Source organism: Flagellimonas eckloniae (genome assembly GCF_001413955.1).
Taxonomy (GTDB): Bacteria; Bacteroidota; Bacteroidia; order Flavobacteriales; family Flavobacteriaceae; genus Flagellimonas; species Flagellimonas eckloniae.
The window spans coordinates 53,288-68,276 of the sequence record NZ_LCTZ01000002.1 but is presented as its reverse complement, the minus strand read 5'-3'; the positions used below and the strand labels follow the sequence as shown (position 1 = coordinate 68,276).

Annotated in this window: 15 protein-coding genes; 5 read left to right on the top strand and 10 right to left on the bottom strand. The window is 36.0% G+C overall.

The window, feature by feature from the left end; genetic code table 11:
• Nucleotides 1-330 precede the first annotated feature (330 nt).
• Both AAY42_RS00400 and AAY42_RS00395 read right to left on the bottom strand, forming a co-directional pair.
• Nucleotides 331-567: a hypothetical protein gene (locus tag AAY42_RS00400; RefSeq protein WP_055392038.1), complete on the bottom strand. Its 237-nt coding sequence runs from the start codon at nucleotides 565-567 to the stop codon at nucleotides 331-333.
• A gap of 182 nt (nucleotides 568-749) precedes the next feature.
• Nucleotides 750-1,430, bottom strand: coding sequence for a peptidoglycan DD-metalloendopeptidase family protein (locus tag AAY42_RS00395; protein ID WP_055392037.1), 681 nt, complete (start codon nucleotides 1,428-1,430; stop codon nucleotides 750-752).
• An 84-nt stretch (nucleotides 1,431-1,514) separates the two neighbouring features.
• Here AAY42_RS00395 and msrA point away from each other — a divergent pair, with 84 nt between their 5' ends.
• The gene (msrA, locus tag AAY42_RS00390) at nucleotides 1,515-2,198 is read left to right on the top strand and encodes a peptide-methionine (S)-S-oxide reductase MsrA (protein ID WP_055392036.1); all 684 of its coding nucleotides are present in this window, start codon (nucleotides 1,515-1,517) and stop codon (nucleotides 2,196-2,198) included.
• A gap of 115 nt (nucleotides 2,199-2,313) precedes the next feature.
• Here msrA and AAY42_RS00385 read toward each other — a convergent pair whose 3' ends face one another.
• Genes AAY42_RS00385 through AAY42_RS00375 form a run of 3 tightly spaced genes read right to left on the bottom strand, consistent with a single transcriptional unit; the run spans nucleotide 2,314 to nucleotide 5,033 of the window.
• Nucleotides 2,314-3,795: a hypothetical protein gene (locus tag AAY42_RS00385; RefSeq protein ID WP_055392035.1), complete on the bottom strand. Its 1,482-nt coding sequence runs from the start codon at nucleotides 3,793-3,795 to the stop codon at nucleotides 2,314-2,316.
• A complete protein-coding gene (locus tag AAY42_RS00380; protein WP_055392034.1) occupies nucleotides 3,767-4,360 on the bottom strand; it encodes a hypothetical protein in 594 nt (197 codons plus the stop codon). The genes AAY42_RS00385 and AAY42_RS00380 overlap by 29 nt, the downstream gene beginning before the upstream one ends.
• Nucleotides 4,344-5,033: an RNA polymerase sigma factor gene (locus tag AAY42_RS00375; protein ID WP_313777868.1), complete on the bottom strand. Its 690-nt coding sequence runs from the start codon at nucleotides 5,031-5,033 to the stop codon at nucleotides 4,344-4,346. Before AAY42_RS00375 ends, AAY42_RS00380 begins: the two co-directional genes overlap by 17 nt.
• Before the next feature lie 67 nt (nucleotides 5,034-5,100).
• Between AAY42_RS00375 and meaB the strand changes: the two genes are divergently transcribed.
• Genes meaB through AAY42_RS00360 form a run of 3 tightly spaced genes read left to right on the top strand, consistent with a single transcriptional unit; the run spans nucleotide 5,101 to nucleotide 7,996 of the window.
• Nucleotides 5,101-6,147: a methylmalonyl Co-A mutase-associated GTPase MeaB gene (gene meaB, locus AAY42_RS00370; RefSeq protein ID WP_055392033.1), complete on the top strand. Its 1,047-nt coding sequence runs from the start codon at nucleotides 5,101-5,103 to the stop codon at nucleotides 6,145-6,147.
• Between the two features lie 33 nt (nucleotides 6,148-6,180).
• On the top strand, nucleotides 6,181-7,143 hold the full coding sequence (locus AAY42_RS00365) for a glycosyltransferase family 2 protein (RefSeq protein ID WP_055392032.1): 963 nt from the start codon (nucleotides 6,181-6,183) through the stop codon (nucleotides 7,141-7,143).
• Nucleotides 7,124-7,996: a lysylphosphatidylglycerol synthase transmembrane domain-containing protein gene (locus tag AAY42_RS00360; protein ID WP_055392031.1), complete on the top strand. Its 873-nt coding sequence runs from the start codon at nucleotides 7,124-7,126 to the stop codon at nucleotides 7,994-7,996. Before AAY42_RS00365 ends, AAY42_RS00360 begins: the two co-directional genes overlap by 20 nt.
• On the opposite strand, the gene AAY42_RS00355 is transcribed toward AAY42_RS00360, so the two are convergent.
• Genes AAY42_RS00355 through AAY42_RS00340 form a run of 4 tightly spaced genes read right to left on the bottom strand, consistent with a single transcriptional unit; the run spans nucleotide 7,993 to nucleotide 11,850 of the window.
• Nucleotides 7,993-9,651 (bottom strand): ArnT family glycosyltransferase, encoded by a 1,659-nt coding sequence (locus tag AAY42_RS00355; RefSeq protein WP_055392030.1) that lies wholly within the window; start codon nucleotides 9,649-9,651, stop codon nucleotides 7,993-7,995. The two genes, AAY42_RS00360 and AAY42_RS00355, sit on opposite strands and share 4 nt — an antisense overlap.
• Nucleotides 9,648-10,217, bottom strand: coding sequence for a phosphatase PAP2 family protein (locus tag AAY42_RS00350; RefSeq protein WP_055392029.1), 570 nt, complete (start codon nucleotides 10,215-10,217; stop codon nucleotides 9,648-9,650). Before AAY42_RS00350 ends, AAY42_RS00355 begins: the two co-directional genes overlap by 4 nt.
• Nucleotides 10,217-10,447 (bottom strand): hypothetical protein, encoded by a 231-nt coding sequence (locus tag AAY42_RS00345; RefSeq protein ID WP_055397652.1) that lies wholly within the window; start codon nucleotides 10,445-10,447, stop codon nucleotides 10,217-10,219. The genes AAY42_RS00350 and AAY42_RS00345 overlap by 1 nt, the downstream gene beginning before the upstream one ends.
• Nucleotides 10,448-10,482: 35 nt before the next feature.
• Nucleotides 10,483-11,850 (bottom strand): MATE family efflux transporter, encoded by a 1,368-nt coding sequence (locus tag AAY42_RS00340; protein WP_055392028.1) that lies wholly within the window; start codon nucleotides 11,848-11,850, stop codon nucleotides 10,483-10,485.
• Nucleotides 11,851-12,284: 434 nt separating this feature from the next.
• Between AAY42_RS00340 and AAY42_RS00335 the strand changes: the two genes are divergently transcribed.
• The gene (locus AAY42_RS00335) at nucleotides 12,285-13,985 is read left to right on the top strand and encodes a serine hydrolase domain-containing protein (RefSeq protein WP_082433277.1); all 1,701 of its coding nucleotides are present in this window, start codon (nucleotides 12,285-12,287) and stop codon (nucleotides 13,983-13,985) included.
• 139 nt (nucleotides 13,986-14,124) lie between these two features.
• Here AAY42_RS00335 and mazG read toward each other — a convergent pair whose 3' ends face one another.
• On the bottom strand, nucleotides 14,125-14,898 hold the full coding sequence (gene mazG / locus AAY42_RS00330; protein WP_055392026.1) for a nucleoside triphosphate pyrophosphohydrolase: 774 nt from the start codon (nucleotides 14,896-14,898) through the stop codon (nucleotides 14,125-14,127).
• Nucleotides 14,899-14,989 lie beyond the last annotated feature (91 nt).

The following is a 14,989-nucleotide window of genomic DNA, read 5'->3' as shown; positions in this document are numbered from 1 at the left end:
TTTGAAGGGGCCTTTGCAAGGCGTAAGGACAAAAGTATAGCTGCAGAAACAAAAATTAGACTACAAAATAAGGCAATGGAGGTTATGATAGTATACATTTTCTAATGATTTGAGGATTGGATTGTAAAAATATGGTAGTGTGTTCAATGATAATTTTAAAATCGGCTTACTGCATTTCTTATCGATTAAATGTATAAATCATTTAATCCTTTTTCGATGACTCAGATGAGTCTTTTTTTTTTCGGAATGAAAAAATGATAGATGCAACAACAAAAGCCACGCTTAAGAATAGAGTGAACGGTATTGCTATTTCCAATATCATGACCATGATTATGCTAACTTAGATTTGTTTCTTTTAGTTCTAAAAGAAAGTGCTTTTTTAATTCTAGAGTTTTTGAACATATATAATCTAGCAACCTCAGTCTCTTTTTGAGCTTCTTCTTGAATTTCAACATTCAATTCAATTCCAACCGTTGAAGTTTCAACTTTTATTTCCTTAGAAGTGTCTTGGGCCATAGCTAGAGTTCCGAAGAAAATTATTGCGGTAATGGTTAAAATTGCTTTCATGATTTGGGTTTTTATTACATAGTAAATGTACCCTCACATGCTATCTAGCCTGGATTTAACTCGCTTAACTTCCTTTTTTTTTCGGTGTGGGAACCTTTTTCAGCTAAAGTGTATTTTATCCTCGATAAACGTTTTAAACGCCCAAAACACTCTACCGATTCCTTGTGTATTTCATCGATGTTTTAAAATGGCAGTTTCAATAAAAGGTTCGGATTTGGGCAATTTTTTTGATAAAAATCGAGGTCTTCTCCAGAACATACCCCTGGATAATCTCCGTCGGACCCTTCCAAATCAGATATAATTTGAAAATGAAGATGCGGAGCATAGTTAACATTTATATCTGGAGTACCTAAAGTTGCAAGTACCTGCCCTGTTTTAAATGTATCACCGACAAGTAAGCCTTCAATAGACTCCAATGAGAGATGTCCATAAAGTGTATAAAATCTAACTTCTTGCAATTCATGCTCTAAAATTATGGTTGGCCCATAATTTCCAATATCATCATTATTTTTAAAACAAACGACTTTTCCATCAAGTGGAGCAATGACTTCTGTACCTGCTTTGCACCAGAAATCCATTCCTAAATGAATATTGCGCGCACCAGTAGCTATAAATCGCTCAGATTTGGTATATAAAGACCTATGTTCCAAATATCCTCCAAAAGCAACCATGGCATTATGCCTAGAGAGAACCTCATCTATATATTCTTGGCAAGATTGCGGCACTGTAACATCAAAACGTTCTAAATCCTTGTTAGATGATGATAAATCAATAAGACAGTATTTAGATAAAGGTATTTGTGAATCGAGGATAGCTATTGAACCTGTGGTGTAGTCCTTAAGTGCTACTTCAAGAATATTCATTGTAGATGAGTCATTGGGTTAACAATTTTTAACAGCAACACAAGTAATACTTCTTATATTGGTGCTACTAAGCAAAAAAACGCCATGAAGATAGCAAGAATTCCATTTTTGATTTTTGTTTTATTGACATCTTCCAGTTGTCAATCAAAAAACACGAAAGCAAAACCAGTACTCGCTCAAGAAGTTGAGGTTGAGCAACCGACATTTACTCCAGAGGAACTACAAAAATATGAAACCGCTTACTTTGCTAGTGGTTGTTTTTGGTGTGTAGAGGCCATTTTTGAAAGCGTAAAAGGCGTTAAGGAGGTTTATTCGGGTTATTCTGGAGGAATTGAGAAAAATCCAACGTATGAGCAAGTTGCCTACGGCCGCACCAGACATGCTGAAGCCGTGGAAGTATTTTATGATCCTGAATTAATCTCTTTCACCAAATTGGTCCAGGTCTTTTTTGGCTCGCACGATCCAACTTCCTTAAACAGACAAGGTCCAGATAAAGGGGCTCAATATAGGTCCATTGCATTTTATAAAAATGAAGCACAAAAGAAAGTTATCATGGATTATGTTTCCCTACTGGAATCCAAGAACGTCTATAACAGCCCAATCGTTACCCAGATAAAAGAATTTGATATTTTTTACAAGGCCGAAGATTATCACCAGGATTATGAAAAGAGAAATCCAAATAACTCCTACGTTAGAAATGTTTCGATTCCTAGATTGAACCGGTTTAAGGAAAATTTTAAATCGTATTTAAAGGAAGAAACCCACTAAGTTGTATAGGGAAAAGCAGAGAACTGTGTATGATGGGGAATGTTGCTTTTTAGCTTTGTAGAGTTTTGCAGGGAAAGTATAGGCATAGAAAAGTTTGGAAACTAAATAGTTAATCTTATTGTTTTAGCACAACTTCGCTATATTTTGAGTTGATATTGATAGATTTATCTGTACTCTTATTAATATGGTACCCTTTTCGAACAGTAATGGGGTAATTTTTAGAAGATTCCAATGAAATCATAGTGGGACATATAAAATCTGAGGTGTTCTCATTTACATAAATAGAAAAAGGAACTGAAGGAATTTTACATTGGACTTCTCCATTTTCAACTGTTATATCAATATTGGAAAAACTATCTGAAACTGAATTTATTTGTAATGAACCCAAATTGTTGGTTACATAAAGTTTATCAACCAACCTATCAATAATTATATTGGATGAGATTCCATTAAGTTTCAACTCGCCAACCTCCTCCAAACTAACGCTTTCTGAATAATCTGTCTTCAACCTCCCATAATTCCATTTTTGAACCACTACGGGTGAGTAGGAGGCCCTGATATTGGTTCTATCACCATCAATGGTTGAAGCATGCAAGCTTGCGTAGGACAAGCTTGCATTAATATTCTTGGTGTTTTCAGCCAACTTTACCTCACCGTGCTTAACATTCATCTTCAATTTTACGGATTTTGGCATTTTTATCTTTATGCTCTTTTTAACCTTGTACTTTTTGTTTTCTCCATCAAAAGAAAAATAAAATGTGTTGGTATCGTCATCACTCTGGATTCTAATCATCCCATCTGATCTAAGGAGGTGCCTAACTTCATTACGTTGCTTCCTTAACGAATCACGCTGGTCTATTAACTTCTCCCTTTTTGCAAGGGCTTCTTCACGTAATTTGTTTCGCTCTTCTAAAAGCTCCTCTCTTTCCACTCTCCTTTCCTCTAAAAGCTCCTCGCGTTCTGCTCTACGTTCTTCCAATAACTTGTTCCGCTCTTGTGCCATTCGTTTCACTTCTTCCCCCCATTCCTCAAAACGATCTTGATACTCTTCATCAAAGTTTTGGTCAAAATCCTTTTTCCATTTTTTCATGTATTCGTCCCCATCCTTTTTATAGGCATCATAATCAAATTGAATATGCGGCACAGGTGGCATAGGAGGTAAGTCAGGCATTACAATTATTTCTGACAGCTCAGGAATTCTTAAATCTTCAAAAAGAGGCTCTACAAAGGATACATCAGGAATAACAAACTGCAGATCGTCAAAATTGTAATTGTAGGCTCTGCTAAAACTTCTGCCACGCGTACTTACTTCAATTTCCTTACTATTCCCAACAATCTTTACCATATCTTCCTTAAAGTAAGATTTGGCCTCCTCATTGGTAGCTCCTTCCAGCTCTACTATCGCTGTAATCTCTACTTGATCTTTGTTCCAAGTTTCAAACTCAATGTCTGCATGACTAGTGTCAATATTTAAGACAGCGTCTTTGCTTACATTGAACGTTTCCTTGTACGTTTTTGATTTCTCTTGCCCATAGCAGGCAATACCCGCTATGGCAAAAAGAAAAACATTAAATAATATTTGATGATTCCTGTTCATTTTTTGATGATTTTAATTGATTCAACTTTGACTTTAACTTTTGCAATAATTGTAATCGTAATTGCAAATTTTTGATAAGTGCCTCTATGGTTTGATCATTTGGGCCAAATTCATTCAAATCCTTATTCAACCTCCCGTATTCCTTATCAAGCTCCCCTAGCCTTTCCATATAGCCATCTATCACCCCCTTATTGTCACCGGTAAACTCCAAATCTGAAAGTTCCAAGCTAATATTGGTAACATAATAACTTTCAATTTTTTTAAGGTCTGGAGAAAGATCTCCCAACGAAATAGTATTTATCTGTTGCTTTGAAGTTTCATTTTCTACAACCTTTGGGTTTGAGTCCACATCTACCCCATCAGAAACTGAAAAGAAATAGATTCCCAAACCGAGAATTACCATTATTGAGGCAGCAATCCTCAACCAGATAAAAGAACCTGATTTCTTTTTTACTGGTATTTCCTCCTCCAATTTGGACAGAAAACGAGCCTCATGACCTTCTTTCATGGGGTACTTATTCTCTTTTCGTTCTTTGGCGAACAATTCTCTAAGATCCTGTGCCATAATCAATATCTTTAAGTTCTTCCTTTAACTGTGTTTTTCCACGCAACAGTCTTGTTCTTGAGGCCGTTTCTGAAATTCCCAATATTTGCGAAATCTCACTATGGTCATATCCCTCCATCAGAAATAATTGAATTACATATCGGTATTTTTCCGCCAATTTTTCAATGGCATCTTTCACCTTTTTTATGGAAATGCCATCTTCAATTGTCCAATCATCATCATCCGTCACATGCATGTAAGCTTCGTTCAACTCAACCATTTTTTGGTGCTTCGACTTTAAAAAATCAATACTTCCATTCACAACTATCCGCTTTAACCATGCCCCAAATGTTACTTCTCCCTTAAACTGGTCCATGCGCTGAAAAGCCTTTATAAAAGACTCCTGAAGTACATCTTCGGCATCATCTTGGTTCTTCAAAAACCGCATGGCAACAGCGAACATACCATCACAATATTGCTGATAGAGCCGCAATTGGGCCTTACGGTCATTGGCCTTGCATTGTTTTACCAATTCAATTTCGAACATGGTCAGTACTAGTGTTTGGTATTTTAGTTGTTCATTTAAAAGACGAAGAAAAAAAGACGGCGTTGCAAAATAGTTTTCTTTTATATGATTTTTAACAAAAAACCATTCCAAAGCCCCTGAAATAGCCTTTAAAAGCAAATAATTCATAAAAGATACATAAAGACCAACAGTTTAAAACTTTATACCTTTATAAGGAATTATATGAATTTTAAATTTGGCGACCGAAAAGAGCACACCTAACAGTACTGTTTCTAAAATAAAACAATCTCGAAAAAAGGAAATTTCCGTCAGGAATCTTGCCGATGGTATTTTTAAAGGGGATAAGGCTGTTTTGGCAAAAGCCATTACACTTGTTGAGAGTTCCAAGCAGGAACATTTTGAAAAAGCCAATTCAGTAATTGAAGAATGCCTTTCCAAACCCAACGAAAGTATTAGAATTGGGATTACAGGGGTTCCTGGGGTGGGCAAAAGTACTTTTATAGAGGTTCTGGGAAAGACTCTCACCAGTCTTAACAAAAAAGTCGCTGTTCTAGCTGTTGACCCTACAAGTTCCCTAAGCAAAGGCAGTATTCTTGGCGATAAAACAAGAATGGAAACCCTTGCCAAGGATCCCAACGCCTTTATAAGACCTTCACCTTCCGGAGAATCTTTGGGTGGCGTTGCCCGAAAAACCCGAGAAAGCATTATTCTTTGCGAAGCAGCCGGATATGATGTAATACTCGTGGAAACCGTTGGTGTGGGCCAAAGCGAAACTGTGGTGCACAGCATGGTGGATTTCTTTCTTCTTTTAAAACTTTCCGGTGCCGGTGATGAACTACAGGGTATAAAAAGGGGCATCGTGGAAATGGCGGATGCTATTGCCATCAACAAAGCAGATGGCAGCAATTTGAAAAAGGCCAAATTGGCAAAAGCAGAATTTTCAAGGGCATTGCATTTATATCCACCAAAAGAAAATGGATGGATTCCCAAGGTACTAAGCTGTTCAGCTACAGAAAACACCGGGATTAGAGAAATACTGGAGATGATTCAGGAATTTGTAAAGGTGACCCGGGAAAATGGGCATTTTGAACTAAACAGAAAAAATCAAAACAAAAATTGGTTTGTTCAAACCGTAGATGAACAACTAAAGCTCTTTTTCCATCAGAAAAAAGCATATAAACGTATCCAACAGAAAATGCTCAAGGCAATCGAAGAAAATAAAATCTCTCCCTTTTATGCAGCCCAAGTGTTGCTAGATGATTTAACCAAGGAACTTAAATAAAAGCAGTAAATTTGCCCGCATATAAACCAATACATGAGCACTGTTACAGACTCCCTCCTTTCAATAGTTGTCCCCCTTTACAATGAGCAGGACAATGTGGTTTTATTGACTCAAAAAATACATGAAAGTCTTGAAGGTTATAAGTATCAAATAATCTATATCGATGATTTTTCTACCGATAAGACTCGCAAGGTTGTTAAGGAAATGGATGATACCAAAGTCCATCTTATTGAGCTGAAAAAGAACTACGGACAGAGTTTGGCACTGGCTGCGGGAATTGATTATGCTGAAGGAGAATATATCATTACCATGGATGGCGATTTACAAAATGACCCATCTGATATACCACAAATGCTCGAATATGCTATTGACGAAGATTATGATCTAATAACAGGGATCCGTCAAAAAAGAAAGGACTCCCTTGTAAAAAAAATACCTTCAAAAATTGCCAATTTTTTGGTTCGAAGGGTTACAAAGTTGAACATAAAGGACAATGGCTGCGCTTTAAAAATATTCACAAAAGACATAGCCAAAGGATTGAACCTTTATGGTGAAATGCATCGTTTTATAACACTTTTAGCCCATTTGGAAGGCGCACAAATAAAACAGGTTCCCGTAAAGCACCATGCAAGACATGCGGGAGTTTCCAAATACGGACTAGAACGTGTTTTTAAGGTAGTGGCAGACATGATGTTGCTGCTCTTTATTCGTAAATATTTTCAAAGACCAATTCATCTCTTTGGAATTTTGGGCGTTCTTTTAATTATTCTAGGGATTTTTATCAATATTTATTTGCTGATCGTAAAACTTGGATTTGGTCAGGACATTGGTAGCAGACCCTTATTGATTTTTGGGATGATGTTTATTCTAGGTGGCATTCAATTATTCACTATTGGAATAGTGATGGAATTATTGATTAGAACGTATTATGAATCTCAGCAAAAAAGACCGTATCGCGTCAAAAAAATTACAATAGGTGACGGAAAGGCTGCGTAAAAGGCTCATTACTGGGTTAAAAATCATTGTTAGTGCAGCATTGATTTATTTTATTTTCACCAAGATAAACCTACAAGACGTAGTCCAAACATTAAAACAAAGCAATCCATTCTATCTGTTTTTAGGAATTCTACTTGTTGTTCTTTCCAAAGTTTTGGCGGCCTTTAGACTTAATCTTTATTTTCATATAATACATGTCAAGCTTTCACAGGTAAGCAATCTAAAACTATATCTTCTTGGTATGTTCTATAATCTCTTTTTGCCGGGAGGGATAGGTGGAGATGCTTACAAAGGCTATGTTATTCAAAAGCAATTCAAATCAGGAACTAAAAAAGTGGTCTCTGTATTATTACTGGACCGTTTGAGCGGAATGTTGTTGATTTTTATTTTCGCCTGTGTTTGTGCATTTTTTGTTGAGAACGCGTTTTTACAGGATTTTACTTGGCTCGTTGCTCTGGGGATCCCTGCAAGCATAATCACATTTTGGTTCCTTCATAAAAAATTCTTTCCCTATACCTTGCCTATTTTTTGGAAATCCATTGGGTATTCATCGCTTGTGCAGCTTTCACAGCTCATTTGCATTCTTTGCATATTAAAGTCACTTTCTATCCCATGGAACACTTTTGAATATCTTTTTGTCTTTTTGATATCTTCTATAGTATCCGTAATTCCCCTTACCATTGGGGGGATTGGAAGCAGGGAAGTGACATTTTTGTACGGGGCCAAATGGCTGGCTTTGGATGCTAGCACCTCCATCAGCATTAGTTTTGTATTTTTTCTGATTACAGCATTAATATCGCTGTTTGGAATACTGTATCACTTTAAAAAACCAAGATTGGAATCAGTGTCTTAATCTAAATGCACCAAATGCATCTTATTCACTATTTTCTCACGGGTGTGAGGGTTGAGGAATTTGATTTGCAGCCTTGTTATACGAAATTGGTCAACAGTTATCTGGTCATGCCAATGAAATCCCATATTTTGAAGATTTTTAAGCTCATCGTTTGTGGCATAAATCCAAATATCGTTTTTGTCATTTAAGTCTGAGATAGAAATAATTTGGACAGGTTTTTTGTTATAAAAGTCAAGTCCCCAGGTATATCTCTCCGAGAGTTTATAAATTTTATCTGTCGGAATATTATCTTCAGCAACTTTTTCCGCCATTGTAGATCCTGCTTGATACTTCAACAGAGCCGGGTAAAAATGTGCGTTCATAACACCATTGAGCAATAAGGAACTATATACAGATAGGGTAATGATTCTCATATAATATTCCTCGCGTTTCAAACAGAAATACGTTATCACCCCAAGAAGAATCAATAATAATACATAACAATGGATATACTCAAACTTGAAGACATGAAAACAAACCAGTAAAGTGAAGATGAATACCAAACTAAGAATAAAGTACTGTATCCCCAAAACTCCCTTAATGACCTTATGCTTATCATGCTTTCGCAAACTATATAAATACGATGCGGTTAAAATGGAGTAAAGCGGTATTAGAATATTTATATAATGTGGTAGTTTAAATTGGGCGAAACTAATCAGGAAAAATAGAATAGTGATTCCGCCTAAGGTTAAAAACTCAAATTGGGGCCTGTATTCAAATCGCATTTTCCAAAAAGTCTTTATTCTTAGCCAATAAGCAATTAATGCCAAGACTGTCCAGGGTAGAAAAACCCATAAAAAAGTATGGAAAAAGAAAAAGAAGTCGCTACTATTTTTTCCTATGCCATCACCACTCATTCTTTCAAAGCTTTGCTCCCATAAAATGAAAAATATTCCACTACGATTTCCTTTCCCCCTGATTATTTTCTCCGGATGAAGGTCAAATTGTAGATAATACGCATAGAGCATTGGCGTAATGGTAATTCCAAAAACAATGAATGCAATCAAAACCTTCCAATTGAATAAAGATTTCCATTTTCGGGTATATGCCAAATGACAGAGTATTGAAATTCCTATCACCACCAAAGCTATTTGTCCTTTGGTAGAAAAAGCAATTCCAGCTCCAAAGGCCCCCAAGAGAACATTGTAGAGCTTATTCTTTTCAATATATAAAGCCAACTGCCAAATGGAAAAAATCGTAAAACCTGTTAAAACAGCGTCTGTTCGAACATCAATGTTGGACAACACAATGGTTTGGGCCGTCATAAAAATAAGCGCAGAAAACTTTCCTACGTCCTTGTTATACAATAACCTACCTAACCCAAAACAACTATAGGCCCCCAATAATGTTGATAAAATACCTGGAATTCTGTAAGCCCAATCATGGATGCCAAAAATTTTGAAGGAAAGTGCTGCAAGCCAATAATGCATATGGGGCTTGTCTAAATATTCTTCGGTTCCTTTAATAAGGGTAAAAAAATCATTCTCTTGAACCATTCGCATGGCCATTACGGCAAATTGCGCAGAATCGTTCTCAAAAAGCGTCACGAACATGCCGGCTATATAAACCAGAACAATAAGGGAAAGTAAAAACCAATATCTGGCCTGTGATATCATGTTCCAAATTTTTGGAATGCAAATATAGATAACTTGGCAAATAGCCACCCAAAAATTGTGCCTATTACAATTCCAGTTAAAACATCCAAAGGAAAATGAACTCCAATATAAATTCTACTGTAGGCCACAAGTACTGCCCAAATCAATAAAAATGAAGTGATATATTTTATTTTTGAACCTAACAAAACAGAAAAAAATAAAGCCAATGCCATTGCATTTGATGCATGTGCGGAAAAATAACCAAATTTTCCACCGCAGGATTTTTTGACCAATCTAACTACCATATTTATATCTGTATCATGGCATGGTCTTAGTCGTTGAACCCCATATTTGAAAAAATTGGCCAACTGATCCGTGGCAGTAATCAAAAGTGCCACAAAAATGAGCATAATAATTGTTTTTTTAACCCCATACTGTTTGAATGTGAAAAAGAGCAGGAGTGCATATAAAGGAATTGAGCTGAATTTATTGGTAATAAATAGCCAAAAACCATCCCAGGTTGTTGTTCCCAAGCTATTAAGGAACAAAAATATCTCTTTATCCTGTTGTATAAGCTCTTCAAGCATTAGTCTGCATCATATCTAGATACTTCTCTATCGTAAAAGGCAGTGGCTGCTTCTATTAAACTTTCGGCCTCATCGGTAAGGTCTGCTTCGTCCTCCTTGGAAAATTCTTCAAGCCATTCCACTTCGTCATTTTCAAGATTGATGATAAAACGAGGGTATTCTGTATGAACAATAAAAATTGAGTTTGGAAAATCAGTATTATCTCCTAAAATAAATTTTGGTAATTCCATGGTATTTAATTGCATTCCAAAGGTTGGAATTTAGTTTAACTTTTAATCAATTTTTTTGTCAAATAGTTGAATCGAATATACAACATTACCGCTGATGCCGTAAGCCCCAGCAATAGCCCCATCCAAATACCCGAACTTTTGAATTCTGTATAGAGTCCAAAATAATAACTAATTGGAAAGCCAATCAACCAATACGCAATAAACGTGATCAATGTTGGTATCTTAACATCTTGAAGTCCGCGTAAAGCACCTAATACCACTACTTGTATTCCATCAGAAATTTGAAAAAATGCAGCGATTAAAAGTAGCTTAGCGGCAATAAAAATCACCTCGGTATTATCCATTTGATTTATTACATCATCCACATCCAAATAAATAGTGGGCAACCAATGTCTTCCCAAAAGAAAGATTGCGGCAAAAACGATTTCCAACAACAGGGTGAGAAAAAAGATGGATTTTGCAATTCTTCTTAATTCGCTAAAGTTTTGCAAACCCTTCTGATTGCCAACTCTTACCATGGCAGCTACGCTCAGTCCCATTCCTACCATAAAGGTCATACTGCTTAAATTCAACGCAATCTGATTGGCAGCTTGTGCATTCTTGCCCAATACCCCACTCAACCAAATCGCCGCCGTAAATATGGCTACCTCAAAAAACATCTGTAATGCGGATGGAAAACCCAAACTGATAATTTTCCTTATTACTTTTTTCTCAATTAGCCTAAAATTAAAGCCGGTTATATATACCTTAAACTTTTCCTTTCGCTTTAACAGGAACCAAATGTATCCTACCATAATGAATCTGGAAACCAGTGTTCCAATAGCGGCACCCACAATTCCAAGTTTTGGAAATCCAAACGAACCAAAAATCAATAAATAGTTAATCGTAATGTTCACCACGTTTGCCAAAATAGTGGCATACATAGGGTATTTGGTTTGGGAAAGGCCTTCAGAAAACTGTTTAAATGCCTGAAAAATAATAAGGGGAACCAGGGAGAAAGCCACCAACTCCAAATACGGAATGGCCAATTCCACCACCTCGGGAGGTTGTTTCATCAAATACATAATTGGCTTACAGAGCAGTATTATCCCAAAAAGTGAGAGCCCCAATAGCGTACATAATACCAATCCATGTTTTAAAGCGCTTTTACCATTTGCAGTATTTCCAGCACCATCTGCTTCAGCTACCAATGGGGTTATTGCCGTTGAAAAACCAATACCTAAGGACATTGCGATAAAAACAAAACTGTTGCCCAAAGAAACCGCAGCCAACTCAGCAGTTCCCAACTGTCCAACCATAATATTATCTGCAAAGGCCACAAAAGTATGCCCCAACATTCCCAAAATTACCGGATAGGAAAGCCTTAAATTATATTTGAATTCTTTGGTGTACCTGCTGAACAAAGCTGAAATTTAAGAAGCGTAAAGATAGTTGGAATGGAAAGATTTAGGGGTTGTTTTTTGGCTTCTTTTTAAAAGGCAGTGAATCATTGTAAACCCTAATCCGTAACCTATAGATATCTATTTACCCTTGAATCTTAACTTAAATTTCCCGAACTTCTCTTATCAGTCGCTAAAGACAATTAAAACAGTCTTTAGTTAACGTTACCATCAATTAAAAAAATAACGCTAAAACTATACATGGTCTTTTGTTATATCTGGGTATAGTAGCATAGTAATATCAATGCTTAATTAATGGTATACAACATTAGATTTGACTAAATAGTCTTATGGTAAATCTATGATTTGTCTTGATTTATAAATCCGTACGCCTGAATTACAAATACAATCCAATCTTCATAATATTATCACGAATTTTCGCTAATAATATAAACAAAATGTGCACTTATCATTCTCTCTTAAAAAATAGACTTATTATTATCCTAGCGCTAACTTCTTTTTATGGAATGGCTCAAAAGCCCTTACACTCTTTGGACAAACAAATAGAAAACATATTTGAGGAGTGGGATAAACCAGGCAAACCAGGAGCATCAGTCGGAATAATTCAAAATGGTAAAATGGTCTATCTGAATAGATTTGGAAATGCCGATCTTGAAAATCCAACTCCTGTTACCAAGGATACAAAGTTTAAATTGATGGCGCTCCGCAATCAAATTGTTGCTTTTGCCGTATTGCTTCTTGAATCTGAAGGTAAGCTATCTATGAATGATGACATTCGGAAATATCTCCCCGAAATGCACGAATTTGAAAAGCCTATAAGAATTCACCATTTACTTACCCATACAAGCGGTCTACCAGATTTCATAATGCTTCAACGACTTACTGGCATGCAAAAGAAAGCTCAAAAAACAAGAGAACAAACACTCAAAATGCTTTATAACCTTACTAATAAAATTTTTAAGTCTGGTGATAAAGCTGACTATACGGATGCCGGAATTTTGTTAGCATCTGAAATTGTTGCAAAAATCGCCCAAACTCCATTTAAAGATTTTGTAACCTCCCGAATATTTAAACCTCTGGGCATGACGAATACTGTTTTTGGAGATATAGATGACACTATCATTCAAAACCGTGCCCAAATATATTCTAGAAATGGTGACACTTATAAAAATGAGAGCTTAAATTTCTATACCATTATTGATTTTGCCATATACTCAAATGGAGAAGATATGGCACGCTGGATGTTAAATTTCAGCAAACCGAAAATAGGAAATAGAACGCTTATAAATAAAATGTTCAAACAAACTAAACTAAACAATGGTCAAACTGTAGACATTGTGCCAGGTCAATACATGAGCAACTATAAAGGCCTTCAAAAGTTTCAGCAACATGGAAGGGTCTATGGAAATACAACCTATATCGCTCATTTTCCTGAACAGGATTTTGGAATAGTGGTATTGGGGAATGCATACGACTTCCGGGCAAAAGAAGCTGCATTGAAAATAGCCGATTTATTCTTGGAAAAAGAATTTAAACAAGCACCAATCACTAAAATAAATATAGAAAAAAAGAAAAGGGAAATTATAAAGTTGACCGATTCTAAACTAAAAAAATTCTGTGGTTATTATTGGAACGATGCTAGTTCCTATTCCAGAAAAATATACTTAAAAGATGGAAAATTATTCTATTTCCGTTCCGATGGAAATGAAAGTGAGCTTGCCCCAATCGGCAAAAACACTTTTGTTCTTACAGAAGACCCTGAAAGATATACCATAACATTTGAAAATCAATCTGGTAAAGAAGTAATGCTTTTTGCTGTTGGAGATGAGTATGAATATAGAAATGAAAAATATGCTCCTGTCGTCTACGATAGCAAACAATTATTGGAGTTTACGGGTTTGTTTTTGTGCAAAAACCTCAAAGCGGTATATAGGGTTGAAATGCAAAACGGAAAATTAATCGCTTCTACCAACAATAATAACGAAATTATTATTACCCCTTATAAAACAGATGCATTTACAAGTAAAATCAGTTACTTTAGCAATCTTGAATATAAAAGAAATGATAATGGTTCAATAATTGGTTTTATCGTTAAAACATCAAATGTTGGAAGTCAATTTTTTGAAAAAATTGATTAACACATTTAGATTTCCCCAGAAAACAGCTTATAAGTAATAACAACCAAATATGAACATTGATATTATCGGAGCAAGAATTGGAGGGTTAACTACTATTATTGTACTTGAGCAAATAACTGGTGGTAACAATGTGTATAATTCATTGCATTTTTGCCTCTTCCCAAAAAACATCCATTTCTGATAAGGTCATGTCTTTCAGGGGTTTTCCCACTTCCTTCGACTTCTTCTCTAAATACTGAAACCGTTTTATAAATTTCTTGTTGGTTCTTTCTAGAGCATTCTCAGGGTTGATATCCAAAAAACGGGCGTAGTTGATCATGGAAAAAAGCACATCGCCAAATTCAGATTCCAACCGATCTGGATTTCCTTGTTCCAATTCTTCCTGAAACTCGGACAATTCCTCTTTTACCTTTTCAAAAACCTGTTCGGGTTCTTCCCAATCAAATCCCACTCCTGCCACTTTTTCCTGAATCCTATTGGCCTTTACAAGGGCAGGCAAACTATTGGGAACGCCTTCCAAAACACTTTTTTTTCCTTCTCTTAGTTTGATGTTTTCCCAATTCTGTTTAACCTGTTCTTCATTATCAACCTTTACATCACCATAAATATGAGGGTGTCTATTGATAAGTTTTTCGCAAATTTCGTTGGCGACATCGGCAATATCAAAATCCTTGGTTTCTGAGCCTATTTTAGCATAGAACACAATATGCAACAACAAGTCTCCCAACTCCTTTTTAACTTCCACCAAATCATTCTCCAAAATGGCATCGCCCAATTCGTACGTTTCTTCAATGGTTAAATGGCGAAGTGATTGCATGGTCTGTTTTTTATCCCAAGGACACCCATTTCGCAACTCATCCATAATGGTCAAAAGTCGGTCAAAAGCCTTAAGCTGTTCCGGTCTTGAATTCATGCATCAAATTTTATCTAAAAGTACAAAGACCCATTAGTAAGGCATTATAGAATTTTAGGTAATTTTAGAAGACTATCAACCATTTTTCAAC

Coding starts and splice junctions, on each gene's coding strand:
- AAY42_RS00400 (WP_055392038.1), bottom strand. CDS start 567: ATGAAAGCAATTTTAACCATTACCGCAATAATTTTCTTCGGAACTCTA.
- AAY42_RS00395 (WP_055392037.1), bottom strand. CDS start 1,430: ATGAATATTCTTGAAGTAGCACTTAAGGACTACACCACAGGTTCAATA.
- msrA (WP_055392036.1), top strand. CDS start 1,515: ATGAAGATAGCAAGAATTCCATTTTTGATTTTTGTTTTATTGACATCT.
- AAY42_RS00385 (WP_055392035.1), bottom strand. CDS start 3,795: ATGAACAGGAATCATCAAATATTATTTAATGTTTTTCTTTTTGCCATA.
- AAY42_RS00380 (WP_055392034.1), bottom strand. CDS start 4,360: ATGGCACAGGATCTTAGAGAATTGTTCGCCAAAGAACGAAAAGAGAAT.
- AAY42_RS00375 (WP_313777868.1), bottom strand. CDS start 5,033: ATGAATTATTTGCTTTTAAAGGCTATTTCAGGGGCTTTGGAATGGTTT.
- AAY42_RS00365 (WP_055392032.1), top strand. CDS start 6,181: ATGAGCACTGTTACAGACTCCCTCCTTTCAATAGTTGTCCCCCTTTAC.
- AAY42_RS00355 (WP_055392030.1), bottom strand. CDS start 9,651: ATGATATCACAGGCCAGATATTGGTTTTTACTTTCCCTTATTGTTCTG.
- AAY42_RS00350 (WP_055392029.1), bottom strand. CDS start 10,217: ATGCTTGAAGAGCTTATACAACAGGATAAAGAGATATTTTTGTTCCTT.
- AAY42_RS00345 (WP_055397652.1), bottom strand. CDS start 10,447: ATGGAATTACCAAAATTTATTTTAGGAGATAATACTGATTTTCCAAAC.
- AAY42_RS00335 (WP_082433277.1), top strand. CDS start 12,285: ATGTGCACTTATCATTCTCTCTTAAAAAATAGACTTATTATTATCCTA.
- mazG (WP_055392026.1), bottom strand. CDS start 14,898: ATGAATTCAAGACCGGAACAGCTTAAGGCTTTTGACCGACTTTTGACC.